The organism is Sodalis sp. RH21 (assembly GCF_047324175.1).
GTDB lineage: Bacteria > Pseudomonadota > Gammaproteobacteria > Enterobacterales > Enterobacteriaceae > Acerihabitans.
Genome location: NZ_CP178732.1, coordinates 5,348,896 through 5,372,458, shown reverse-complemented (window position 1 = coordinate 5,372,458; position 23,563 = coordinate 5,348,896). Strand labels below are relative to the sequence as shown.

Genomic DNA, 23,563 nt, shown 5'->3' with positions numbered 1-23,563 from the left:
CGCTGCGCTAGACGCGGCGGAAACGAACAGCATAAGCACCAACCACGCCCGATGGGAGCATGGCATCAACATACGATCCTCGCTTAAGGCTGAATGGAATGAATGGCGGTGAGCGAGTAGCCCTGGTCATCCTGGCGGAAACTGAAATCCACCTGGGTGCCCACGGCCAGTTTCTGGCCGGCGAGCGCCTGGGGCACGGTAAACGTCATGGTCATCGGCGGCCAGTTCAGGGCGGGAATGGCATGATGGGCGATGGCGACCCGCTGGGCGTCCCAGCGCTTGATCACGCCTTGGGAGTGGTAATCCGCAGGGGTAGCTACGTCGGATGCCGCCATCATATTGTGGTCGTGATGCATTTCGGACATGTTCATGTTGGACATGTCGCCCATGCCGTCGGCCTGTGCGGGCAAATTGAAGAGGGATAAAGCGGAAACGATGATAATGAATAATGTACGCATTGAGTGAATTCCTGAGCATAAGTCAAACACTGCCATCACACTATGTGCGAGGCAACCATTGGCGTTATGTCAGGTGCTATAACCGGTACCGGCAGAATTGAATCTCTGCCGGCGGCCCTATAATCGGCGGCGTGAGCCAGGCGACATCCGGGATGCGCGGTTCGTCCCGCCATTGCGCCACCAGAAGATCGGTTTGGCTGGGCAGGACGACAAAGGGAGCGTGCTGGGTATCTTTTTGCGCGGAGTCCGGCACGCAGTGCTTATCGCACAATAGGCCGGGCGCGGCGGCATGCGCGGGCGACTGCATGGCATCGCCATGCAGCATCTGCTCGGTATGTTCAAGAGCCGCCGGCAGGGCGGTAATCGGCATTGAGCATTGATGGCTGGCAAGGGCCAGCTGGGCGTTCAGCAACAGCCAAAAGGCTAAAAGAATCAAGGCGAATATCCGCCGCCTGCGGCAGCGTAGTTTTACCATGAATTCAGTTACTGAAGCGGAAGACAATATAATTCCCTGGTTATCAACATCGGGCAGCCGATTAAACCGCGGCCAGACGGGCAGCGGGGTAACCGCCGGCGCGTAAACGGCGCTGGCAGGCTTAAGTGAACGCGAAAAGGCGGGATACCTTATTGATGCATGTCAATTTTCGATGGATGAACGGCCCGCATGCGGAATAATTTGCAGTAATTGACAAATAATGAATCACTTATCGCAAATGATGCACTACCTGATTGCTGCTGCCGCGCCAGATGAGCGCGGGATCGCGCAGCTCCTGCACGAATTTGCCGTCGATCAGCACATTGATCAATGCCGTCACCTGCTGCTGCGCCGGGCTTAATTCCGCCAGCGTATACCCGGTCCAGACCCAGATATCCTTGCCCGGGCACTCATCGCGTATGCGCTGCACCAAATGCAGCACCGCGGACAGGTTCTGCGGATGCAGCGGGTCGCCGCCCGACAGGGTCAGACCCTGTCGGGGAATGCGCGTGTCCTGCAAGTCGCTGATAATGCGGTTTTCCATTGCCGGCGTAAAAGGCACGCCGGAATTGAGGCGCCAGGTACTTTTGTTATAGCAGCCTGGGCACCGGTGCTCGCAGCCGGCCACGAACAGCGTACAACGCGTGCCCGGGCCGTTGATAACATCCACCGGGTAGTATTGATGGTAATTCATCGCGGCATTAACCCAGTTGCCCGCTGGGCAAATGTTTGACCCGCCGTTTCACTTCTTCTTGTTTGCCGGCATTAAACGGACGCGCGTCGGGACTGCCCAGATAACCGCATACCCGGCGGGTGACCGATACTTTGGCCGGATTGTGATTGCCGCATTTAGGGCAGGTGAACCCTTTGCTGGTACAGGAGAACTCGCCGGTGAAGCCGCATTCGTAGCATTCGTCAATCGGCGTATTGGTGCCGTAATAAGGAACCCGGGTGTAGCTATAATCCCAGACATCTTCCAGCGCTTTCAGGTTGTGCTGTAAATTGGGGTATTCCCCGTAGCAGATAAACCCGCCGTTGGAGACCGGAGGATAGGGGGACTCGAAATCCAGCTTATCGTAGGGATTGACCTGTTTTTCCACATCCAAATGGAAACTATTGGTGTAATAGCCCTTGTCGGTGACACCCGCGACGATGCCGAATTCGGCGGCGTCCAGGCGGCAGAAACGGTCGCACAGGTTTTCGCTCGGGGTACTGTAGAGGCTGAAACCGTAGCCGGTTTCGTCTTTCCAGCGATCGGTGGCCGCTTTTAAATGGGCGACGATGGCCACGGCTTTGTCACGCAGTTGCTGGTCATCAAATACATGGGTCTGGCTGCCGAACAGGGCATTGATGGTTTCATGCACGCCGATATAACCCAGCGAAATCGACGCCCGGCCATGTTTGAAAATCTCGGCGACATCATCGTCGGCTTTTAACCGCACGCCGCAGGCGCCTTCCATATACAGAATCGGCGCTACCCGGGCCTTGACGCCGTCAAGACGGGCGATGCGGGTCATCAGCGCTTTTTTCGCCAGTACCAGGCGCTCGTCCAGCAATTCCCAGAAACGCGCTTCGTCCCGTTTGGCCTCCAGGGCGATACGCGGCAGGTTCAGGCTGATAACGCCGAGGTTGTTGCGCCCATCGTGGATCTGCTTGCCGTTTTCTTCGTAAACGCCGAGGAAGCTGCGGCAACCCATCGGGGTCTTGAACGAACCGGTTACTTTTACGACCTGATCGTAATTAAGGATATCGGGGTACATGCGTTTGCTGGCGCATTCCAACGCCAGTTGCTTGATATCGTAGTTCGGATCGCTGAATTTATGATTCAGGCCGTCGCGGATGGCGAACACCAGTTTCGGGAACACGGCGGTCTTGCGATTTTTACCGAGGCCGGCAATACGGTTGCGCAGGATCGACTGTTGGATCAGGCGCGACTCGTGGCTGGTGCCCAGGCCGAAACCAAAGGTGACAAACGGCGTCTGCCCATTGGCGGTATGCAGGGTATTGACTTCATATTCCAGCGACTGGAAGGCGTCGTAGCACTCTTTTTCCGTGCGCGACAGGGCGTAGCCTTCGGGATCGGGAATTTTCCACTGCGTGGCGGTATTGCGGTGCTTGTCGTAGCTGGCGGCCACGTAAGGAGCCAGGATTTCATCGATACGATTAATGGTGGTGCCGCCGTAGATATGGCTGGCGACCTGGGCGATGATCTGCGCGGTGACCGCGGTGGCGGTGGAAATCGACCGGGGCGGCTCGATTTCCGCGTTGCCCATTTTAAACCCTTTGGTCAGCATGCCCTCCAGATCGATCAACATACAGTTGAACATCGGGAAAAACGGCGCGTAATCCAGGTCGTGATAGTGGATTTCGCCCCGTTCATGGGCCAGCACCACGTCGCGCGGCAGGATGTGCTGCCGCGCATAGTGCTTGGCGACGATGCCGGCCAGCAGATCGCGCTGGGTGGGGATGACCTTGCTGTCTTTATTGGCGTTTTCATTGAGCAGCGCCATATTGCTCTGTTCGACCAGGCCGCGGATCTCCTGGTTCAGGCGGCCGCGCTGCTCGCGGGCGACATCGCGATCGTGACGGTATTCAATATACAAACGGGCCAGGGTTTTATGCGGACCGGCCATCAGCTGGTTTTCCACGGCATCCTGGATATCGCGAATATCCACATGGGAGCGCGAATTCATCTGCTGGCCCACCAGGGCGGCGACGGTGGCACAGTAATCGTCGTCCTCGACGCCGGCGGCTTGCGCGGCATGGAGGATGGCTTGATAAATCCGTTCTTCATCGAAATTAACCTGACAACCGTCTCGTTTGATCACTACCGGTTTCACGATGCGACTCCTGTATGCGGGTTATGGGTTGCTTCCGCCGCCGATGGTCTTCAGGCTACGCCGCGCTTGGGACGTTAACCGTGCGTTGCTACCGGTAGAGAAGGCAACCACTATATCTAGTTTGTTAAAATTAACTATGCCACTAGATATAGAGTATGAGCCAGGAGAATGTAACTAAACTTGACCTTGCTCAATAAAAAACATACCCGGTCGAAGTGTTGTACAGCGTGGTTTTTAAGCAAAAAACGGCAAGACTTGATTTATGCTACTGAAAATAAATCATTAAATTTCCGGGCGGCCGGTAAATGCCGCAAAAAAATATTTATTGCGATTTCACCGGCAATTTTTCCGCCGGTAGTGTATGCGGGCGCCGCCGTATAATGGCGATGGTTGTCCCGCCGCGGTTACCCGCGCAGCCAATAAACCGCTTCATAGGGACGCAGCGTCAACGCCCGGGGAACCGGGGAAATATCGTCGGGATAATTGCCCATCAGGCGACGCCAGGGGCCGGCATACGCCTTGGCCGGTTGCCACGCCTGGGGCTGGCGACTCAAATTCGCCAGTACCATGAGGCGCTGGCGGCCCAGGGTTCGCTGGTAATGCCAAAGCGCAGGGTGTTCGGGGCATAAATCGCGGTAATCCCCTTCGGCCAGCACCGGCAATGACTTGCGCAGGGAGATAAGCTGCTGATAGCAATAAAATACCGAATCGCTATCCGCCAGGGCGGCCTGCGCATTGATGCGATCGGCATTTTTGCAGCCGTCGATCCAGGGGGTGCCGGTGGTGAACCCCGCGTGCTTGCCGGCATCCCACTGCATGGGCGTACGGCTGTTGTCCCGCGAGCGGGCGGCCAGGATTTTGAGCAACTGCCCGGCATCGCTTCCCTGCGCTACGCCGCCGTGGTACATATTCAGGCTTTCCACGTCCCGGTATTGATCGATGGCGGTAAAACCGGGGTCGGTCATGCCCAGCTCCTCGCCCTGATAAATAAACGGCGTTCCCTGCATGCCGTGCAGCGCCATGGCCAGCATTTTGGCCGATACGACCCGCAGTTCGCCCTCGTCGCCAAAGCGGGAAACGATGCGCGGCTGATCGTGGTTACACCAAAACAGCGTATTCCAGGCCCGGTTATGCATACCCCGCTGCCAGCGGTTAAAAATCTGCTTGAGCAAAACATAGTCCGGGGCGGCCAACGACCATTTTTCGCCGTTGGGATAATCCACCTTGAGATGATGAAAATGGGCCGCCATCGAGAGCTGCTCGCCGTTAAGGTTGGCGTAGCGCCGGCATTTAGCCAGAGAAGTGGACGACATTTCCCCCACGGTCATCAGCCCCAGCGGCGCAAATATCTCCCGGTTCATCTCCCGCAGGTACTCTTCTACCTGGGCCCGATCGGTATAATAAGGCCGGCCGTCGCCCATTGGCGCGTCGGGCAGCCGGGGATGCTTGGCAATCACATTAATCACATCCAGGCGCAGTCCGTCCACGCCGCGGTCGGCCCAGAACCGGCAGATATTTTTCAGTTCGGCGCGCAGCGGCGGATGCGCCCAGTTCAGGTCGGCCTGTTCGCGGGAATAAAGATGCAAATAATATTGCCCGCCGGGGGTCGGTTGATGCCAGGCGCTGCCGCCAAATTTGGACACCCAGTTATTGGGCGGGCCGGAACCCTTGCCGTCGCGCCAGAAATAAAACGGGCGATAGGGGCTGCCGGGGTCCTGGGAGGCGATAAACCAGGGATGCGAGGTGGAGCTGTGGTTGAGTACCATATCCATCACGATGCGCATGCCCCGCCGATGGGCGGCCTCCACCAGCGCATCGAAGTCCGCCATCGTGCCGTAGGCGGGATCGATAGCATAATAATCGGCGATGTCGTAGCCGCTATCCACCTGGGGGGAAACAAAAATCGGCGTCAGCCACAGAGCGTCCACCCCGAGCGTATGCAAATAATCCAGACGCCGGGTAATGCCGGCCAAATCGCCGAAGCCATTGCCGGTGCTGTCCTGGAAGCTTTTTGGGTAAATCTGGTATATCACCCCGCTGCGCCACCAGGAGGAGGTCATGATAACCGCCCGTTACGCTGCCGGTATCCAACGGCCGGGGCGCCGCCTGTTTCGCTATGATCGATGATGTGCCGTTCTCCCTGGTGTCATCCTTAGCCGGACCCTGTGGTTTTTAAACGCACAAAACACATGTTGTTTATTTAGCGTTGATGTTTTTGACCGTATAGTCCGCAGTTAAGTCATATAGCCTTCAGCTTACCACCCTAAAGAAGTTGCTACGCCAGGGACAGCATTTTCGTCATCTGGCGGCCGGATTTGCCGGCTATAACCTGTTTCCCGTATTTAACCGGAGGTGTTTCACCTGTATGGACCCCGCACCGAATCCTGATTGTCATTCGCCCAGCCGGTAACCCGCCCCGATTTTTCGTGTCTGCTTACCGGCTGATAAACGGTAGGCAGAAGCATAATTCTTCTGCTGCTTAAACTTTTGTCTTTACCCGGCGCATTGCGTCCCGGCGGGGCAAGGAATACAGCATCATGTTCAACATCATTTCCCGGCACCTGTTCACCCGGCTTTATCGTCATCTCCCCCGACGTTTGTTCCAACGCGACGTCATGCTGGACGGACTCAATAAAAGCGATAACCGCCGCGTACCGGCGGCCCTGGCCCAAAGCTGCATGGCCTGCGCCCGGGCCGACGGGCCCGAACTCTATGCGCGTTTTGCCAGCAGCCGGCTGGGTCTTGGCGAACCGGCGGCCGAGGCGGCGCGCCAGCGGTTCGGCCTCAATAGCATCGCCCGCGAGCAGCCGCTGCCCTGGTGGCGGCATTTATGGTTATGTTATCGCAACCCGTTCAATATCCTGTTAACGGTATTGGGTATCGTCTCTTATGGCACCGACGACAGTATTGCCGCGGCGGTCATCGCCATCATGGTGATGATTGCCACGCTGCTCTATTTTGTACAGGAATCGCGATCCAACAAGGCCGCTGATGCGCTAAAAAAGATGGTGGGCAATACGGCCACGGTATTGCGCAGCGACGGGGCGAGCGATAACGGCGCCTGGCGGGAGATCGCCATCGATCTGCTGGTGCCCGGCGATCTGGTCAAATTAGCCGCGGGCGATATGATCCCGGCTGATGTGCGGATTTTGCAGGCCAGGGATCTGTTTATCGGCCAGGCGGCCTTAACCGGCGAAGCGCTGCCTGTGGAAAAAAACGCCCGGCCTTTGTCGGACCCCGCCACTTCCCCGCTGGAGTGCGCCAACCTGTGTTTCATGGGGACCAATGTCATTAGCGGCACGGCCCGGGCCATCGTTATCGGTACCGGCGACAATACCTGGTTCGGCCAGCTGGCCGGCCATTCCACGCAGCGATCGGCGCCGCCCAATGCCTTCCAGCTGGGGATCAGCCGGGTAAGCTGGCTGCTGATTCGTTTTATGCTGGTCATGACGCCGGTGGTGCTGCTGGTCAATGGTTTCACCAAAGGGGACTGGTGGGAAGCGGCGCTGTTCTCGCTGTCGGTGGCCGTCGGGCTGACCCCGGAAATGCTGCCGATGATTGTCACCTCTTCGCTGGCGAAAGGGGCGGTGCAGCTCTCGCGCCAGCAGGTGATCGTCAAACGGCTGGACGCCATACAGAATTTCGGCGCCATGGATATTCTGTGCACCGATAAGACCGGCACCCTGACCCAGGACAAAATCGTGCTGGAATGCCATACCGACGTGTTTGGCTCCCCCAGCGATCGGGTATTGCAGAGCGCCTGGCTTAACAGCTATCACCAGACCGGATTAAAGAATTTGCTGGATACGGCGGTACTGGCCAGCGTAAGCGACCAGCGCCCCGGCCTGGCCCAGCCCGATTGGCGCAAAATCGATGAGATCCCTTTTGATTTCGAGCGCCGGCGCATGTCGGTAATCGTGGCCGATGAGCAGGGGATTCCCCAACTGATTTGCAAAGGGGCGCTGGAAGAAATGCTGGGGGTTTGCGCCAGGGTGCGCCACGATGATGACATCATGCCGCTCACCGCCGAGCTGATGGCGCGTATCGGCGCGGTGACCGGCGAACTGACCCGCCAGGGCCTGCGGGTGGTGGCGGTGGCCAGCCGCGCCATGGCCCGGGATCGTACCGATTTCAGCCGGCGGGATGAGTCGGATTTGATTCTCGAAGGGTATATCGCTTTCCTCGACCCGCCGAAAGAGAGCGCCGCCCCTGCGCTGGAAGCGTTGGCCAAACATGGGGTCACGGTCAAGATCCTGACCGGCGACAACGAACGGGTGGCGGCCAAAGTCTGCAAAGAGGTGGGCCTGTCGGTCAGCCGGGTCCTTACGGGCGAGGATATCGAACCCCTGAGCGACGCCGAGCTGGTCCATGCCGCCCGCGAAACCACGGTATTCGCCAAACTCACCCCTCTGCAAAAGGCGCGCATCGTGGGGGTGCTGCGCCGCGCGGGGCACGTGGTGGGCTTCATGGGCGACGGCATCAATGACGCCCCCGCCCTGCGCGCAGCCGACATCGGTATTTCGGTGGACTCGGCGGTGGATATCGCCAAGGAAGCGGCGGATATCATTCTGCTGGAAAAAAGCCTGATGGTGCTGGAAAAAGGGGTGGTCGAAGGACGCCGCACCTTTGTGAATATGATGAAATATATCCGCATGACCGCCAGTTCCAATTTCGGCAATGTGTTCAGCGTGCTGGTGGCCAGCGCTTTTTTGCCCTTTCTGCCCATGTTGCCGCTGCATTTATTGGTACAAAACCTGATTTATGATATTTCACAGATCGCTATTCCGTTCGATAAGGTGGATGAGGATCAGCTGCGCCAGCCGCAGCGCTGGCGCAGCGGGGATTTGGGACGCTTCATGGTGTTTTTCGGACCGATTAGTTCGATATTCGATATTCTGACATTTTGCCTGATGTGGTGGGTGTTCAAAGCCAATACCATCGACCAGCAGACATTATTCCAGACCGGCTGGTTCGTGGTGGGCGTGCTGTCGCAGACCCTGATTGTCCATATGCTGCGCACCCGCAAAATACCGTTTTTGCAAAGCCGCCCGTCATGGCCTTTGGGGATTACCACCCTGACGGTAATGGTGCTGGTTATCGGCATGACCTTTACGCCGGTGGCCGGGTTTTTACACCTGCAATCGCTGCCGGCCGGCTATTTTCCGTGGCTGGCGGTGATCCTGGCCGGTTATATGGGGCTGGTGCAGGCCATGAAAGGCTGGTATGCCAGGCGTTACGGCTGGCAATAACGCATATACCGCAAGCGGGGGAGGGACGTCATACACCTTCCCCGCCCAGCCGCATTTATTCATTAACCAGAGAGCTTCAATTTTGCAGCGATTAACTGGATGAAAATTCACTCCTACAGCGTTCCATACGATATCAGCGTCGCCGAGGCCCCCGCAGCCAGCTATCCTGGGCAGTTTATCCCCGCCGCTTTTAACGGGCGCGACATCGTATTGCTCAATCCTTTTTGCTCAGGAAACGGCGATCGCGTATTAGCCGATAAAATTTCATTTATCCTCGCCAAAGAAGGATGCCGGGTCAGCATCCTGTCTTTTGATTGCATTCAGGAGACGTTCTGCCGATTCCCGGCGCGCAAGGGATATCAGGATCTCGCGGTGCTGCATAACCCGCTGTTTTTGGTTTCCCCCGTCAGCATCATGCCCCCTCAAATAATGAATCAATTGATAAAATCCATTGCGGATCAATATGATTTTCCCACCGAAGATATCGCACTAATCGACGAAATGGACAGCAATGTGGCCTTATTGCAAACCCCGGCGCATTACGTCAATTCCCTGAGGGATATAGGCTTCAGGCAGGTTCAGTTTTACCGGCTCGGTTTCAGCGATGCCGCTATTGGTTATTTACCGCTGGATAACGCCGCCATAAATGATATTAAGCAACGATGCAGGCATGAGCTTGAGCTGCTGTTTGATAGCCTCAATCTGACCCTGGACCGAAGCAGCCATTATTTTATTGGTTACATCAGTTCCGAAACGCCGGTTACGGCCATGCAGACCTTTGTGGTCAATACCCTGATCGAGAATGCCCAGGACGAGGCGGATATGAACTATATCCTGGTGGTACGGGAACTGGATAGCTGTATGGGCAGGCTGCCGGCGGCCATGGAGAATGTGCTGCTGGAGCCGGCGGATGATAATTTCAACTACAACACCTATTTTGGCCGGGTCAAAATGATGCTCTGCGCTCCCGACGAAAACCGCCTCAGCCCTTTAATCACGGTCCAGGGCAGCGGCAAGAAGAGGATTAATATTGTTTTTTGCGACATGCTGCCCAATAACCTGTTCCATGATTTTATCGCGTTAAGCCGGTCGGGCATCATGAGCGGCGATCAATCGTTGAGCGAGTTTTTATCCCTTAAAGGGGAGGTGCCTTATTATGATATGCAGATCTGGAAAACCCCCTTGGTCAAGGCGCTAATCAGGCAGGCCAGGCGAACTGGCCGCCCCGAGCTGGAAAATTATATGCGGACTAAATATATAGGCATGATATATAGCACTAACGAGATTTATTTCAAATTAAACCAAGGGCCGCCCGAACTGTTCGCTTCGGCGCAGTTTAAAGCGGCCAATGCGTGCTTTAACCATAAAATCAGCTCCATGCTTGCCACGGATTATATTCGCGCCCTGGCCCGGCCGGCCGGGGCGGGCCCTAGTTCTCTTTGAGCTGTAGCGGCGGCAACTTCAAAAACGTGTTCAACAGCCCTTCGGCCCAGGCTTTGCGGATAGTGGCGTAATAGGGATGCTGTTCGGTAATGCGGTACTGCTCGTCGCTGGCAAAACTGTCGCGCCGATAAATCATCACATCCAGCGGCAGGCCGACGGACAAATTGCTGCGCAGGGTGGAATCAATGGAGATCAGCGCGCAGCTCATGGCCTGTTCCAGCGAGGTGTCGAAGGTCAGCACCCGATCGATAATGGGCTTACCGTATTTGCTTTCGCCAATCTGGAAATACGGCGTATCTTCCGTGGCCTCGATAAAGTTGCCCTCCGGATAAATATGGAACAGCCGCGGCCCTTCCCCCGCAATCTGCCCCCCGAGCAGGATGCTGCAACTAAAATCGGTGCTGCTGCCGCTTTGCTGCGCGCTGCTGTCGCGGAAAATCACTTCCCGCACCGTTTCGCCAACCAGGCTGGCGGCATCGAACAGGGTGGGCACGGTGAGCAGGTTCGGCCGCTCCGGGTCCTTGGCGCGCAGGCGCAGCAGATTAATGATGCTCTGCGTGGTCGCCAGGTTGCCGGCGCTTTGCAGCACCAGCGTGCGCTCGCTATCCTGATGCAGGACGTGCAGCTTGCGAAAGGTCGAAATATGATCCACACCGGCATTGGTGCGGGAGTCGGACGCGAAAACCAGGCCGTCCGCCAGGCGCATCGCCACGCAGTAGGTCATACGCTGATATCCTTTAAATTACGTTATTGTTGTTGGCCACCAGCCTGCTGCTCCTCGGTTTGCTCCACGGTCGCCTCCGAAAACATCTCTTCGTAGCCGCCGCCGATACGCGAACCGCGCACCGGGCAGGCATCGAGATAATCGAACCCGACCGCCAGCTTCAGGTGCTGGCTGGGGTTGCAGGTATTATTGGTGATATCGAAGCTTTGCCAATGCTCATTCAGCCAGACCTCCACCCAGGCATGCATCGCCACATGTTTGGTATCTTCGCTATAAATATACCCGCTCACGTAGCGCGCGGGAATACGCAGGCTGCGGCAACAGGCCAGAAAAACGTGGGCGTGATCCTGGCAAACCCCGTGCTGGGCGGCAAAGACCTTGGCGGCCGAATCCTGCACCTGGGTGGCGCCCGGCGTATAAGGCATACGCTGGCGCAGCTCCGCCATGAGCTCCCGCAGGCTTTCGTCCGCCGCCTGGGCGCGGTAATAGCGGGCGGCGAAGGCGCGGATCGCCTCGTCTGCCTGGGTCAGCGGGCTGGAGCGCAAAAACACCAGCGGCGACAGCGGGCCGCACTCCTCCAGGATCGCTTCGCTGTTATCGGCGATTTCCACCACCCCTTTGGCGCGGATGGCGATCACCTCATGGGGCCGGTCGAGGGTCAGCACATGCTGCAGATTGCCAAAACCGTCCACTACCCGGGTGGCCTGCTCCGGCAGGTTCAGCGACCATTCGACGATATGCTGCCGGGCGGTATTTTGCGGCGTCAGGCGCAGATACTGCGTGCTGAATTTGACTTCATGATCATAACGATAATGCGTCAGGTGATCGACGGCCAGTTTCATAACGCCTCCAGATAGGTATGGTTAATGCTTTCCGCCAGGGCGTTGATTTTATCCTGGAACTGCATCATATAGGCCTGCAGGCCCAGTTCCAGCACCTCATCAAGCGAACTAAAACGCAGCTCCACGTTCAGCGTATGCGCCAGGCGCCGGGGCACATTGGCCCGCTGGCCGCCGATGCGCTCCAGTTGCTGCACCACATCGCCGACGCAGGCGCGCAGCGAACGGGGCATATCGTTGCGCAATACCAGCAGTTCGGCCACCGTTTCGCGGCTGATCGGATGTTTATACAGGCTGTGATAGGCCTCGCGGGCGCTGACCGCGCGTAACAGCGTATCCAGGCGATAATATTCCCGTACCGGATCGGGGTCGGTATCCAACTGCTGATCTTTCACGCCCAACAATTGCGCGGTGGCATAAGCGCGCTCGATCAGGGTGCCGAGGCGGATAAAACACAGGGCGTCATTACGCAGCAGCGTGCCGAACATCGCGCCGCGAAACAGGTGCGCCCGCTCCTTGGCCCAGTCAAAAAAAGCATCGGTGCCCACTTTCGCCACGCCTTTGCTGCGCATCAGTTTCATTTCAATCCAGGTGGCGTTAATGCTTTCCCAGACTTCCGACGACAGGCTGCCGCGCACCGCGTGGGCGTTATTCCAGGCCATTTCAAAGCAACTGTAGATACTGCTGGGATTGCGCGGATCGAGGGCAAAAAAATTCAGCAGATTCGCCATGGTCAGGCGGGAGTAATGCTCTTCAAACAGCGCATGGCCGCCCGTCAGGTTAAGGGGCAGGGTTAAATCCTCGTTTTGCTGGTTGCGGATCGGCATCAGGGATAATTTATAGGTGACGTCCAGCACCCGGGCGATGCTTTCGGCCCGTTCCAGGTAGCGGGCCATCCAATAGAGTTCGCTGGCGGTTCTGCTTAACATGGGTCGTCCTCCATTATCCAGGTATCCTTGGTGCCGCCGCCCTGGGACGAGTTCACCACCAGCGAGCCGGCGTTGAGCGCCACCCGCGTCAATCCGCCCGGCACCAGCCGGATTTCGTCGCCGGTCAGGGCGAAAGGGCGTAAATCGATGTGACGCGGCGCCAGCCCTTCCTCCACAAAAGTGGGGCAGGTGGACAGCGCCAGCGTTTCCTGGGCGATATAATTGCTCGGGTTGGCCAGCAGCCGCTGGCGGAATTCGGCCAGCTCCGCCCGGGAGGCTTTCGGCCCGACCAGCATGCCGTAGCCGCCGGCGCCGTGCACCTCCTTCACCACCAGTTTTTCCAGGTTGGCCAGGACATAGGATAAAGCGCTGGGATCGCGGCACTGCCAGGTGGGGATATTGCCCAGAACGGGCTCCTCCGAGAGGTAAAAACGGATCATTTCGGGCACATAGGGATAGATGGATTTGTCATCCGCCACCCCGGTGCCGAGCGCATTGGCCAGCACCACTCCCCCGGCGCGGTATACCGACAGCAGCCCGGGCACCCCAAGCGTGGAATCGGCGCGAAACGCCAGCGGGTCGATATAGGCATCGTCGATGCGCCGGTATATCACATCCACCTTGCACGGCCCTTCGGTGGTGCGCATGTATACCGCGCCCTGCTTCACAAACAGGTCGGCGGCTTCCACCAGCTCGACCCCCATTTGCTGCGCCAGAAAACTGTGCTCGAAATAGGCGCTGTTAAAACGGCCCGGCGTCATCACCACTACGGTGGGGTCTTCCACCGCCGTGCTTTCGCGCAGGGTTTGCAGCAATTCAAAGGGGTAGCGCTCGATGGTGGCGATATGCTGGCTGGCGAACAAGTCCGGATAGAGCCGCATCATCATTTTGCGGTTTTCCAGCATATAGGAAACGCCGGAAGGGGTGCGCAGGTTATCCTCCAGCACATAATAATGCCCGTCGCTGTTGCGCACCATATCGGTGCCGACAATGTGCGCATAGGTATTATTATGCAGGTCCACGCCGTGCATGCAGGGCTGGTATTGTTCGTTGGCCAGCACCTGTTCCGCCGGCACGATGCCCGCTTTGAGGATATGTTGTTCGTGATAAATGTCATAGAGAAACGCATTCAGGGCTTTTACCCGCTGGCGAATGCCGCGATCCATCCACGCCCATTCTTTGGCCGGGATAATGCGCGGCACGCTGTCGAACGGGATTAAACGCTCCGTTCCCCCCTCTTCGCCGTAAACATTGAAGGTGATGCCCACCCGGTGGAACAGTAATTCAGCCTCTTCTTTTTTTTGCTGGATGGCCTGCCGATCGGCCTGCTGCAACCATTGCCAATACGCATTGTAATGGCCGCGGTGGGTCCCGTCGGCCAAGACCATTTCATCAAAAAACGGCGACCCGGAAAGATTTATGTTTATCATCTGCATACCTTTGCTGGCCCATCAACGCTGATAACAGCACCATGCATAAAGCGCGCCAGCGCGGCGCTGGTTTCCATAGGGAAAAATTACCGTACCCACGGCAGGTTTGCATGGTAATGGTGCGGCCGGTTGCCCAGGGGGATTTTTATAGCCAAAAAAGGGCAAGAAATTAACATTGCATAAATGCGCTATACGCTTGCCATATACATCAAAATTGCTATAATTTTCGATAAGCACGACGCGGAGGTAGCGATATGTCGCAAAGCACGGTTTTTATCAATAACCGCTCCCAGGCAGTAAGAATTCCAGCGGAGATGCGTTTCGCCGATGATATTAAGGTTGTCACCGTCAGGGCATTGGGCCATGAAAGAATAATTTCGCCCGCTGGGCATACCTGGGATAGTTTCTTTTTCTCAGACGAGCATGCCACTGATGACTTTATGGATGAACGGCCATCTCAGGAACAAAAAGAGCGCGAATCTTTTTAATGTATAAATACATGCTCGATACAAATATTGCCATTTATGTTATTAAGCGCCGTCCCATGGAGGTATTTGCAGCTTTTAACGCCAATGCCGGGCGCATGGTTATTTCGTCGATTACCTATGCCGAGTTATTGTATGGCGTGGAGAAAAGCGATGCGCCGGTGCGAAATCAACGAGCTGTTGACGAATTTGTGTCCCGCTTGGATGTTCTCAATTATGATAGTAAAGCAGCTATGCACTATGGCGACATCAAAGCTAATCTAGAACGCAAAGGTACGCCAATCTGCGTCAACGATATCCATATCGCCGCTCATGCCCGTAGCGAGGGACTGATCGTCATAACCAACAATACCCGGGAATTTGACCGGATAAACGGTTTGTTGGTGGAGAACTGGCTTAGTTAGTTTTATGTCAGGCGCGCCGCCATCCGCGCGCCTGCGCTATCGCAAATTGTATTTTACCGCCGCACGGCAATCGCTTCGATTTCAATCTGCACATCTTTTGGCAAACGCGCCACTTCCACGCATGAGCGGGCCGGGAACGGCGCGTTATGCTCGTTGAAAAACGCTTCATAGGCGGCGTTGACGGCGGCGAAGTCGTTCAGGTCCTTGACGAACACCGTGGTTTTAATGATATCCGCCACTTTCAGCCCGGCCGCTTCAACGATGGCCCGCACGTTGTCCAGGGACTGCCGCGCCTGCGCCGCGATATTATCGGCCACCAGGCCGCTTTTCGGACAGACCGGGATTTGGCCGGAGGTAAACACCATATTGCCGAGATCCACTGCCTGTACGTAGGGTCCGATGGCTGCCGGTGCGTTTTCGGTATTGATAATACGGGACATGCTGGCTCCTGGTGTTGATAAGTACATGAACGAAACATTGCCGCTTATTATAAGGACTTAAGCGGCGAATGCACAGCTCAGGCGTTTTGGATCACGGCCTGATGCTCAAACTCTTTCTCGCAGTATTTGCACTTGAGGTGCACCTGGTTACCCCGGCTTTTTACCGTAAAGCTTGAGGCGACCGGCTCGCTGCGGCTGATGCAATTGCTGTTGGGGCAGGTCAGCACGCCGTCGATGCGATCGGGCAGCGATAGCGTCAGCTTGCGCACCACTTCGTAATTATCAATCCGGTTGACGGTGGCATGGGGGGCGTACATGGCCAACTGGTTGGCCTGCTGTTCGGTGAGAAAGATGTTTTCGATCTTGATCAGGTCTTTTTTGCCCAATTGGTTGGAGGGCAGGTTCAGGCCAATGGTGATGCGCTGATCGGTGGCGGTCAGCTTAAACAGCGTCAGCAGCTTAAAACCCACCTGCGCCGGGATATGGTCGATAACCGTGCCGCGATTAATCGCCTCGACCTGCAATTTGGTATCCTGAGTCATCATATTCCCCCTGTTAGCCTGCCTGTTGATCGTTAAGTACCAGGGACAACAACGCCTGGCGCGCGAAAATGCCGTTGCCAGCCTGCTGGAAGTAATAGGCGTAAGGCGTGTTGTCCACATCATGGGCGATTTCATCGACCCGCGGCAACGGATGCAGCACCTTCATATTGTCGCGGGCATGGTGCAAATCGCCGGCGCGCAGGACGAACTGCGCCTTGACGTTGGCGTATTCCGACGGGTCCAGCCGCTCTTTCTGCACGCGGGTCATATACAGAATATCCAGTTCCGGCACCACTTCTTCAATGGTGGCGTGCAGGCTGAATGTAATCTCTTTTTCCGCCAGCATATGCAGGATATACGTCGGCATCGCCAGGGCTTCCGGCGCGATAAAAAAGAAGTGATTGCCGGTAAACTTGGCCAGCGCCTGGGTCAGGGAGTGGACGGTGCGGCCATATTTCAAATCCCCGACCATGGCGATATTCAGGTTATTGAGCCGCCCCTGGGTTTCCTTGATGGTAAACAGGTCCAGCAGGGTCTGGGTAGGATGCTGGTTGGCGCCGTCCCCGGCGTTCAGGATGGGGACGCCGCCGGAAAACTCGGTGGCCAGGCGGGCGGCGCCCTCCTGCGGATGGCGCATGACGATGGCATCGACATAGGTACTGATTACCGACACGGTATCCGCCAGGGTCTCGCCCTTCTTGCCCATGGACGTATTGCCCGCGTCGGAGAACCCCACCACCGAGGCGCCAAGCCGGTGGATGGCGGTTTCAAACGACAGGCGGGTGCGGGTGGAGGCTTCAAAAAAACAGCTGGCCACCACCTTATGTTTCAGTAGCTCCGGCCGCGGGTGGGCTTTCAGATCGGCAGCGGTGCTCAGCACCAGCTCCAGCTCTTCGCGGCTCAGGTCATTAATGGAAATGATGTGCTTTTGATAAAGTGGATTCGCCATGTTTTTTCCTCCTTACGGATGTCGGTAACGCCGATGCCTGACGCAAGTGTAGATTGCGCCCTGAATACCGCGCAAAAAAAAGCCCCTCAACGAGGGGCCTGTACTGAAATAATAAAAAGGGCAACGGGAGCAGCAATGGCCGTTGGCTGCCAACGGGCAGGGGGCGATCGTCATAGGCGTCGAATACCGCGTCCAAAACAACAGTGCTGTTCATTTATCCTCCCGGCAAACTGCCCGGAATTATACTCGCGTAACGGGACACTTCAAGCGCAAAAAAGACCATTTTCATGATTAAGCAAACGATTGGCCAGCTAATCAAAATAAGTGTTAAATAACTCTCACTTTCCGATCGGTAGCTGTTTTACAATGAAACGTTATTTCATTTTTTAAGGAACAATTATGATCACCGGTAACATCAACCATTTGGATCTCGTACCCTATCTGCCGGCCAAACTCCGCGAAGCCATCGAATATGTCAAACAGCATATCACCCCGGAAACGCCGCTGGGCAAACATGATATCGAAGGCAACCAGGTGTTTGTGCTAATTTCCAACGACAGCACCGACCTGCTGGAAAACCGCCGCGCCGAATATCATGCCAAATACCTGGATATCCAGATTATCCTGGACGGCGTGGAAGGCATGACCTTCAGCAACCTGCCGGCGGGCAAGCCCGATACCGACTGGCTGGCGGACAAAGATATCGCCTTCCTGGCCGCGGGCGAGCAGGAAAAACAGTTTGTGATGCACAGCGGGGACTTCGTGGTGTATTACCCCGGCGAAGTCCACAAACCGCTGTGCGCGGTGGGCGAACCGGCCCACGTGCGCAAAGCGGTAGTAAAAATCGATACCGCGCTGGTCCGTTAAGTCAGCGCCGGACGATGACGGGCGCCGGGCGCCCGTTAAATAATAGCCGCTGACGGATTACGCTTTCGCCAGCGTCGCCACCATCACCGCTTTAATGGTATGCAGCCGGTTTTCCGCCTGGTCGAATACCACGCTGCATTCCGATTCAAACACCTCGTCGGTCACTTCCATGCCCCCGGCCAAGCCGTACTGTTCGGCCATTTCCTTGCCCACCGTGGTTTGGTCATCATGGAACGCGGGCAGGCAGTGCAGGAATTTAACCCGGGGATTGCCGGTCTGGCGGAGCATGGCCATATTGACCTGATAAGCGCGCAACAGGGCGATACGCTCCTGCCAGATGGCTTTGGGTTCGCCCATGGATACCCAGACGTCGGTATAAATAAAATCCACGCCCGCCACGCCGGCGGCGACATCCTCGGTCAGGGTGATTTTGCCGCCGTTACGCCGCGCCGCTTCGCCGCAGCGCGCCACCAGCTCCGGTTCCGGCCAGCAGGCGCGCGGGGCCACCAGCCGCATATCCAGCCCGGTCAGCGCCGCCGCCTCCAGCATGCTATTACCCATATTGTTGCGGGCGTCGCCCACGTAGGCGAATTTCATCTGGCCAAAGCTTTTTTCCGGCAGGTGTTCTTGCATGGTCAGCAGATCGGCCAGTAACTGGGTCGGATGGAATTCGGTGGTCAGACCGTTCCATACCGGCACGCCGGCGTATTGCGCCAGTGTCTCGACGATCTCCTGGCCGTAACCGCGGTATTGGATGCCGTCATACAGGCGGCCCAGCACCCGGGCGGTATCCTTGATTGATTCCTTGTGGCCGATTTGGCTGCCGTTCGGGCCGAGATAGGTGACGCGCGCGCCTTGATCGAATGCGGCAACTTCGAAAGAGCAGCGGGTGCGGGTCGAGTCTTTTTCGAAGATGAGCGCGATATTTTTCCCGGCCAGGCGCGGCTTTTCCTGCCCCGCGCGTTTTTCGCGCTTCAGGGCGGCGGCCAGCGCCAGCAAATCGAGAATTTCAGCGGGGGTAAAGTCCATTAACTTCAGGAAATGGCGTTGATAGAACTGACTCATAAGCACGGTTCTCCGGACATAATTTTAATTAATATGAATTTAAATTCACTTTATATGTATGAATATTCAATTTCAAGCATTGATATCAATTCTTTCATGTTTAAGCTGGAGCCTTAACCGCCGCTGTGGGAAAATAGAAACCTAACAGGCCGACCGACGCATTGAGGATAGGGGCATGGCACATCAATTTCTGGAAGAACAGCGTGATGAAACACGTTTGATTATCGAAGAACTGCTGGAAGATGGCAGCGATCCCGAAGCGCTTTATACCATCGAGCACCATTTTTCCGCCGAGAATTTCGATATTTTGGAAAAAGCCGCTGTTGAAGCCTTTAAACTGGGTTATGAAGTCACCGATGCCGAAGAACTGGAAGTGGAAGACGGTTCCGTGCTGATGTGTTGCGACGCGGTCAGTGAAATCGCGCTTAATGCGGAGCTGATCGACGCGCAGGTCGAGCAGCTGTTTACGCTGGCGGAGCGCCTGGGCGTCAACTATGACGGCTGGGGCACCTACTTCGAAGACGGCGAGGACGATGACGAAGAAGGTGAAGACGGCGATGACGCCGAAGAAGGCGTTGACGGCACCCCGCCGGTGCGCGGCATCATCGACCAGGACGATAACGGCACCCGCCACTAATCATTGTCATCAGGGGGCACTTAATGTCCCCCACCGCCGGACGCGGCCATAACCGCGTCCGGCGCGCCGCTCATTCCAGCATGTTTAACCCAGCGCTTTCAGCATCCTCACTTCGCAGTCCACATGCCCCGTAGTGCCCATCGGACCGTCGATATGCACAAATCCCAGCCGCTCATAGAGGCTTATCGCCCGGGTCAGGGCGGCGGTGGTTTCCAGATAACAGTGGGTAAATCCCTGGGTCCGCGCAAACGCCAGCGCCCGCAAAGCCAGCTCATGGGCCAGGCCGCGGCCGCGCAGGGCGCTCATAAAATACATCTTTTGCAATTCACAAATATCCGCCCCGGCTCCGGCCAAAGGCGCAATCCCGCCGCCGCCGGCAATCCGTCCTTCGAACTCGATCACCCAGTACGCGCTGCGCGGCTGGCTGTAGAGCTGATATAACTTATCCAGGTTAGGGTCGGATACGGTATAGCCTTTATCCGCCGTCAGGCCGAACTCGGCCGATACCTGGCGAATCACGTCGGCGATGGCATGGTTATCTTCCGGCGTGATGGGACGCACCAGAATATTGACTGAAGTAGCAAAGGACATCGTCATTACCCAAGAAAGTGAAACAAAAAAATCGGGTTAATCGTTATGATTAATAGCATCGCCGATGCCGATGATGCAATTAAATTAACCGGAGGATAAACCCCCGGCCAGGCTGAGGCAAATTTACGCTGAAACTCGCAGCGGTAAATAATGGGCGGGAAGCGTAAAGCGTAGCGCGCCAGGGACGGCGCGCCCGAACCTACAGGGATGTATTTACGGCGTCTTTACGATCTTGCCCATTATTGCCGCCGACGCAGCATTATCAGCAAATCAGCCGGAGGATAAACCTCCGGCTGATTTATGACAACCGCCTCGGCGGGAGGAGGAAGGGGCTATTTACAGATTGGCGATGGTCGCCCGCTGTTCAAGCAGCTTGGCTTTGGCGTCCACATAACCCGCCATTTTTTCCCGCTCTTTCGCCACTACCGCTTCCGGCGCGCGGGCGACGAACCCCTCGTTGGACAGCTTGCTTTCGATGCGGCCGATTTCCGTTTCCAATTTCAGCACTTCGTTGGCCAGGCGGTCCAGCTCCAGCGCTTTATCGATAATGCCCGCCATCGGGATCAGCAGTTCGCCTTCATCCACCAGCTTGACGATGGACACCGGGCCTTTATCGCCGTCGGCCAGGATATCCAGGCTTTGCAGCCGGGCCAGCGTCTGGATAAAGCTGCGGTTGGCGTCAATGCGCCGGCGGGTCAGCGGCGTGGCGCCTCGTACCAGCACGTCCAGCGGCTTGCCGGGGGAAATATTCATTTCGCTGCGAATGGCGCGCACGGCGATAATCAACTGCTTGATCCACTCCACATCGGCCAGCGCCGCGGTATCGTCCAGGGTGGCGTCGAACACCGGGAAGGGTTGCAGCATCAGCGTATCGGCGTCGATGCCTTTAAGCACTTTCACCCGCTGCCAGATGGTTTCGGTAATAAACGGCACGATGGGATGGGCCAGGCGCAGCAGGCCTTCCAGCACTTCCACCAGCGTATGGCGGGTGCCGCGCAGCTCGGTTTCGCCGCCGCCGGTCATTACCGGTTTGGTCAGTTCCAGGTACCAGTCGCAGAACTGGTTCCAGGTAAAGTCATACAGGATATTGGCGGCCATATCGAAACGGTAGCCGTCCAGCGCGTCGCGATAGGTTTTCACCGTGCGGTTGAACTCCGCCAGTATCCAGCGATCGGCCAGGGACAGGGTCATCTCGCCGCCCTGCTGCCCGCAGTCCTGATCCTCGGTATTCATCAGCACGAACCGGCTGGCGTTCCACAGCTTATTACAGAAGTTGCGATAACCTTCCAGCCGCTTCATATCCCAATTGATATCGCGGCCGGTGGAGGCCAGGGCCGCCAGGGTAAAGCGCAGCGCGTCGGTACCGTGCGGCTCGATGCCCTGCGGGAACTGTTTCTCGGTGCGCTTGCGGATTTTATCCGCCAGCTGCGGCTGCATCATATTGCCGGTGCGCTTGTCCACCAGTTCCGCCAGGGAAATACCGTCCACCATATCCAGCGGGTCGATGACGTTGCCTTTGGATTTCGACATCTTCTGGCCTTCGTCATCGCGGATCAAACCGGTCATATAAACGGTCTTGAACGGCACCTGGGGACGGTTGTTTTCATCTTTGACAAAGTGCATGGTCAACATGATCATGCGCGCAATCCAGAAGAAAATAATATCAAAACCGCTCACCAGCACGCTGGTGGGATGAAAGGTTTTCAGCGCTTCGGTCGGTTGCGGCCAGCCCAGGGTAGAGAAGGTCCACAGGCCGGACGAGAACCAGGTGTCCAGCACGTCTTCGTCCTGGCGCAGCGTCACCGACGCGTCAAGATGGTTTTCCCGGCGCACTTCGGCCTCGTCATGGCCCACATAGACCTTGCCGGCGGCGTCGTACCAGGCCGGAATGCGATGGCCCCACCACAGCTGGCGGGAGATGCACCAGTCCTGGATATCGCGCATCCAACTGAAGTACATATTTTCATACTGCTTGGGCACGAACTGGATCTCGCCGTCCTCCACCGCGGCGATGGCCACCTTGGCCAGCGGCCCGGTGCGCACATACCATTGATCGGTAAGCATGGGCTCAATCACCACGCCGCCGCGATCGCCGTAGGGCACGGTGAGGGCATGGGGTTTGATCTCTTCCAGCAGGCCCAGGCCGTCAAACGCCGCGACCACCGCCTTGCGGGCGGCGAAACGCTCCAGACCGCGGAATTCTGCCGGGATATCGCCGCTCCAGGCGTCGCTGGCCTCGCCCTGGGTGTCGAACACTTCCGCCTGCTCGCGGATATCGCCGTCCAGGGTCAGGATATTGATCATGGGCAGGGCGTGGCGCTTGCCGACCTCATAGTCGTTAAAGTCATGGGCCGGGGTGATTTTCACGCAGCCGGTGCCCTTGGTCATATCCGCATGTTCGTCGCCGATAATGGGAATACGGCGGCCGACCAGCGGCAGGATCACGCTTTTGCCGATCAGGTCTTTATAGCGCGGGTCTTCCGGGTTGACCGCCACGCCGGTATCCCCCAGCACGGTTTCCGGCCGGGTGGTGGCGACGACCAGGTAATCCTTGCCGTCGGCGGTTTTGGCGCCGTCGGCCAGCGGATAGCGCAGGTGCCACATGGACCCCTGGGACTCGCGGTTTTCCACTTCCAGATCCGAAATGGCGGTGCGCAATTTCGGGTCCCAGTTCACCAGGCGTTTGCCGCGGTAAATCAAATCCTGCTTAAACAGCTGGACGAAAACTTCCTTCACCGCGTCCGACAAGCCGGCGTCCATGGTGAAGCGCTCGCGCTCCCAATCCACCGACGCGCCCAGGCGGCGCATCTGGCGGGTAATGGTGCCGCCGGATTCCGCCTTCCACTGCCAGATTTTTTCGATAAACGCTTCGCGCCCGTAGTCGTGGCGGGTTTTACCCTCTTCGGCGGCGATTTTGCGCTCCACCACCATTTGCGTGGCGATGCCCGCGTGGTCGGTGCCCACCTGCCACAGGGTGTTTTTGCCCTGCATGCGCTGGTAACGCACGATAATATCCATAATGGTCTGCTGGAAGGCATGACCCATATGCAGGCTGCCGGTCACATTCGGCGGCGGGATCATGATGCAGAAGCTCTCTTTGCTGGTATCGTTATGCGGCTTGAAATAGCCCTGTTTTTCCCAGTGCTCGTAGAGCGGCTGCTCGATGTCGTGCGGGTTATATGTCTTTTCCATTATG

Annotated in this window: 22 protein-coding genes; 6 read left to right on the top strand and 16 right to left on the bottom strand. The window is 57.0% G+C overall.

What is annotated here, in order from left to right:
• Positions 1 to 83 precede the first annotated feature (83 nt).
• From ACL2XP_RS24840 to ACL2XP_RS24820, 5 genes are all read right to left on the bottom strand, one after another.
• Positions 84 to 458: a copper-binding protein gene (locus ACL2XP_RS24840; protein ID WP_413736073.1), complete on the bottom strand. Its 375-nt coding sequence runs from the start codon at positions 456 to 458 to the stop codon at positions 84 to 86.
• Between the two features lie 76 nt (positions 459 to 534).
• On the bottom strand, positions 535 to 894 hold the full coding sequence (locus tag ACL2XP_RS24835; RefSeq protein WP_413736071.1) for a hypothetical protein: 360 nt from the start codon (positions 892 to 894) through the stop codon (positions 535 to 537).
• 268 nt (positions 895 to 1,162) lie between these two features.
• Entirely contained in the window at positions 1,163 to 1,627 is a 465-nt protein-coding gene (gene nrdG / locus ACL2XP_RS24830) for an anaerobic ribonucleoside-triphosphate reductase-activating protein (RefSeq protein ID WP_413736069.1), read from the bottom strand.
• A gap of 7 nt (positions 1,628 to 1,634) precedes the next feature.
• The gene (nrdD, locus tag ACL2XP_RS24825) at positions 1,635 to 3,773 is read right to left on the bottom strand and encodes an anaerobic ribonucleoside-triphosphate reductase (protein ID WP_413736067.1); all 2,139 of its coding nucleotides are present in this window, start codon (positions 3,771 to 3,773) and stop codon (positions 1,635 to 1,637) included.
• A 404-nt stretch (positions 3,774 to 4,177) separates the two neighbouring features.
• The gene (locus tag ACL2XP_RS24820) at positions 4,178 to 5,833 is read right to left on the bottom strand and encodes an alpha,alpha-phosphotrehalase (RefSeq protein WP_413736065.1); all 1,656 of its coding nucleotides are present in this window, start codon (positions 5,831 to 5,833) and stop codon (positions 4,178 to 4,180) included.
• A gap of 474 nt (positions 5,834 to 6,307) precedes the next feature.
• Here ACL2XP_RS24820 and mgtA point away from each other — a divergent pair, with 474 nt between their 5' ends.
• Positions 6,308 to 9,022 (top strand): magnesium-translocating P-type ATPase, encoded by a 2,715-nt coding sequence (gene mgtA, locus ACL2XP_RS24815; protein WP_413739285.1) that lies wholly within the window; start codon positions 6,308 to 6,310, stop codon positions 9,020 to 9,022.
• A gap of 99 nt (positions 9,023 to 9,121) precedes the next feature.
• Positions 9,122 to 10,465 (top strand): hypothetical protein, encoded by a 1,344-nt coding sequence (locus ACL2XP_RS24810; protein ID WP_413736063.1) that lies wholly within the window; start codon positions 9,122 to 9,124, stop codon positions 10,463 to 10,465.
• Here ACL2XP_RS24810 and ACL2XP_RS24805 read toward each other — a convergent pair.
• Genes ACL2XP_RS24805 through ACL2XP_RS24790 form a run of 4 tightly spaced genes read right to left on the bottom strand, consistent with a single transcriptional unit; the run spans position 10,452 to position 14,387 of the window.
• On the bottom strand, positions 10,452 to 11,189 hold the full coding sequence (locus ACL2XP_RS24805) for a proteasome-type protease (protein WP_331121349.1): 738 nt from the start codon (positions 11,187 to 11,189) through the stop codon (positions 10,452 to 10,454). The genes ACL2XP_RS24810 and ACL2XP_RS24805 overlap by 14 nt on opposite strands.
• 23 nt (positions 11,190 to 11,212) lie before the next feature.
• Complete coding sequence (locus ACL2XP_RS24800) at positions 11,213 to 12,031, bottom strand: transglutaminase family protein (RefSeq protein WP_413736061.1); 819 nt, start codon at positions 12,029 to 12,031, stop codon at positions 11,213 to 11,215.
• Positions 12,028 to 12,957, bottom strand: coding sequence for an alpha-E domain-containing protein (locus ACL2XP_RS24795; RefSeq protein WP_413736059.1), 930 nt, complete (start codon positions 12,955 to 12,957; stop codon positions 12,028 to 12,030). Before ACL2XP_RS24795 ends, ACL2XP_RS24800 begins: the two co-directional genes overlap by 4 nt.
• Positions 12,951 to 14,387 (bottom strand): circularly permuted type 2 ATP-grasp protein, encoded by a 1,437-nt coding sequence (locus ACL2XP_RS24790; RefSeq protein WP_413736057.1) that lies wholly within the window; start codon positions 14,385 to 14,387, stop codon positions 12,951 to 12,953. The genes ACL2XP_RS24795 and ACL2XP_RS24790 overlap by 7 nt, the downstream gene beginning before the upstream one ends.
• 254 nt (positions 14,388 to 14,641) lie before the next feature.
• Here ACL2XP_RS24790 and vapB point away from each other — a divergent pair, with 254 nt between their 5' ends.
• Both vapB and vapC read left to right on the top strand, forming a co-directional pair.
• Entirely contained in the window at positions 14,642 to 14,875 is a 234-nt protein-coding gene (vapB, locus tag ACL2XP_RS24785; RefSeq protein WP_413736056.1) for a type II toxin-antitoxin system VapB family antitoxin, read from the top strand.
• Positions 14,875 to 15,276 (top strand): type II toxin-antitoxin system tRNA(fMet)-specific endonuclease VapC, encoded by a 402-nt coding sequence (gene vapC, locus ACL2XP_RS24780; RefSeq protein ID WP_413736054.1) that lies wholly within the window; start codon positions 14,875 to 14,877, stop codon positions 15,274 to 15,276. Before vapB ends, vapC begins: the two co-directional genes overlap by 1 nt.
• Before the next feature lie 53 nt (positions 15,277 to 15,329).
• Here the strand turns inward: vapC and ridA are convergent, their stop codons facing one another.
• From ridA to ACL2XP_RS24760, 4 genes are all read right to left on the bottom strand, one after another.
• The gene (ridA, locus tag ACL2XP_RS24775; protein WP_413736052.1) at positions 15,330 to 15,716 is read right to left on the bottom strand and encodes a 2-iminobutanoate/2-iminopropanoate deaminase; all 387 of its coding nucleotides are present in this window, start codon (positions 15,714 to 15,716) and stop codon (positions 15,330 to 15,332) included.
• Positions 15,717 to 15,793: 77 nt separating this feature from the next.
• Positions 15,794 to 16,258 (bottom strand): aspartate carbamoyltransferase regulatory subunit, encoded by a 465-nt coding sequence (gene pyrI / locus ACL2XP_RS24770; protein ID WP_413739284.1) that lies wholly within the window; start codon positions 16,256 to 16,258, stop codon positions 15,794 to 15,796.
• Positions 16,259 to 16,271: 13 nt separating this feature from the next.
• A complete protein-coding gene (pyrB, locus tag ACL2XP_RS24765) occupies positions 16,272 to 17,207 on the bottom strand; it encodes an aspartate carbamoyltransferase (RefSeq protein ID WP_413736051.1) in 936 nt (311 codons plus the stop codon).
• The gene (locus tag ACL2XP_RS24760) at positions 17,167 to 17,421 is read right to left on the bottom strand and encodes a hypothetical protein (RefSeq protein WP_413736050.1); all 255 of its coding nucleotides are present in this window, start codon (positions 17,419 to 17,421) and stop codon (positions 17,167 to 17,169) included. Before ACL2XP_RS24760 ends, pyrB begins: the two co-directional genes overlap by 41 nt.
• Positions 17,422 to 17,606: 185 nt before the next feature.
• Between ACL2XP_RS24760 and ACL2XP_RS24755 the strand changes: the two genes are divergently transcribed.
• Positions 17,607 to 18,074: a YhcH/YjgK/YiaL family protein gene (locus ACL2XP_RS24755; protein ID WP_413736048.1), complete on the top strand. Its 468-nt coding sequence runs from the start codon at positions 17,607 to 17,609 to the stop codon at positions 18,072 to 18,074.
• Between the two features lie 57 nt (positions 18,075 to 18,131).
• On the opposite strand, the gene argF is transcribed toward ACL2XP_RS24755, so the two are convergent.
• Positions 18,132 to 19,139 (bottom strand): ornithine carbamoyltransferase, encoded by a 1,008-nt coding sequence (argF, locus tag ACL2XP_RS24750; RefSeq protein WP_413736047.1) that lies wholly within the window; start codon positions 19,137 to 19,139, stop codon positions 18,132 to 18,134.
• A 175-nt stretch (positions 19,140 to 19,314) separates the two neighbouring features.
• On the opposite strand from argF, the gene rraB reads away from it, so the two are divergent.
• A complete protein-coding gene (gene rraB / locus ACL2XP_RS24745; protein WP_413736046.1) occupies positions 19,315 to 19,776 on the top strand; it encodes a ribonuclease E inhibitor RraB in 462 nt (153 codons plus the stop codon).
• Positions 19,777 to 19,860: 84 nt separating this feature from the next.
• Here the strand turns inward: rraB and ACL2XP_RS24740 are convergent, their stop codons facing one another.
• Together ACL2XP_RS24740 and ACL2XP_RS24735 are read right to left on the bottom strand one after the other, a co-directional pair.
• The gene (locus ACL2XP_RS24740; protein WP_413736044.1) at positions 19,861 to 20,367 is read right to left on the bottom strand and encodes a GNAT family N-acetyltransferase; all 507 of its coding nucleotides are present in this window, start codon (positions 20,365 to 20,367) and stop codon (positions 19,861 to 19,863) included.
• A gap of 336 nt (positions 20,368 to 20,703) precedes the next feature.
• On the bottom strand, positions 20,704 to 23,559 hold the full coding sequence (locus tag ACL2XP_RS24735; RefSeq protein ID WP_413736042.1) for a valine--tRNA ligase: 2,856 nt from the start codon (positions 23,557 to 23,559) through the stop codon (positions 20,704 to 20,706).
• Positions 23,560 to 23,563 lie beyond the last annotated feature (4 nt).

Coding starts and splice junctions, on each gene's coding strand:
- ACL2XP_RS24840 (WP_413736073.1), bottom strand. CDS start 458: ATGCGTACATTATTCATTATCATCGTTTCCGCTTTATCCCTCTTCAAT.
- nrdG (WP_413736069.1), bottom strand. CDS start 1,627: ATGAATTACCATCAATACTACCCGGTGGATGTTATCAACGGCCCGGGC.
- ACL2XP_RS24820 (WP_413736065.1), bottom strand. CDS start 5,833: ATGACCTCCTCCTGGTGGCGCAGCGGGGTGATATACCAGATTTACCCA.
- ACL2XP_RS24810 (WP_413736063.1), top strand. CDS start 9,122: ATGAAAATTCACTCCTACAGCGTTCCATACGATATCAGCGTCGCCGAG.
- ACL2XP_RS24805 (WP_331121349.1), bottom strand. CDS start 11,189: ATGACCTACTGCGTGGCGATGCGCCTGGCGGACGGCCTGGTTTTCGCG.
- ACL2XP_RS24800 (WP_413736061.1), bottom strand. CDS start 12,031: ATGAAACTGGCCGTCGATCACCTGACGCATTATCGTTATGATCATGAA.
- ACL2XP_RS24795 (WP_413736059.1), bottom strand. CDS start 12,957: ATGTTAAGCAGAACCGCCAGCGAACTCTATTGGATGGCCCGCTACCTG.
- ACL2XP_RS24790 (WP_413736057.1), bottom strand. CDS start 14,387: ATGATAAACATAAATCTTTCCGGGTCGCCGTTTTTTGATGAAATGGTC.
- vapB (WP_413736056.1), top strand. CDS start 14,642: ATGTCGCAAAGCACGGTTTTTATCAATAACCGCTCCCAGGCAGTAAGA.
- vapC (WP_413736054.1), top strand. CDS start 14,875: ATGTATAAATACATGCTCGATACAAATATTGCCATTTATGTTATTAAG.
- ridA (WP_413736052.1), bottom strand. CDS start 15,716: ATGTCCCGTATTATCAATACCGAAAACGCACCGGCAGCCATCGGACCC.
- pyrI (WP_413739284.1), bottom strand. CDS start 16,258: ATGACTCAGGATACCAAATTGCAGGTCGAGGCGATTAATCGCGGCACG.
- pyrB (WP_413736051.1), bottom strand. CDS start 17,207: ATGGCGAATCCACTTTATCAAAAGCACATCATTTCCATTAATGACCTG.
- ACL2XP_RS24760 (WP_413736050.1), bottom strand. CDS start 17,421: ATGAACAGCACTGTTGTTTTGGACGCGGTATTCGACGCCTATGACGAT.
- ACL2XP_RS24755 (WP_413736048.1), top strand. CDS start 17,607: ATGATCACCGGTAACATCAACCATTTGGATCTCGTACCCTATCTGCCG.
- argF (WP_413736047.1), bottom strand. CDS start 19,139: ATGAGTCAGTTCTATCAACGCCATTTCCTGAAGTTAATGGACTTTACC.
- rraB (WP_413736046.1), top strand. CDS start 19,315: ATGGCACATCAATTTCTGGAAGAACAGCGTGATGAAACACGTTTGATT.
- ACL2XP_RS24740 (WP_413736044.1), bottom strand. CDS start 20,367: ATGTCCTTTGCTACTTCAGTCAATATTCTGGTGCGTCCCATCACGCCG.
- ACL2XP_RS24735 (WP_413736042.1), bottom strand. CDS start 23,559: ATGGAAAAGACATATAACCCGCACGACATCGAGCAGCCGCTCTACGAG.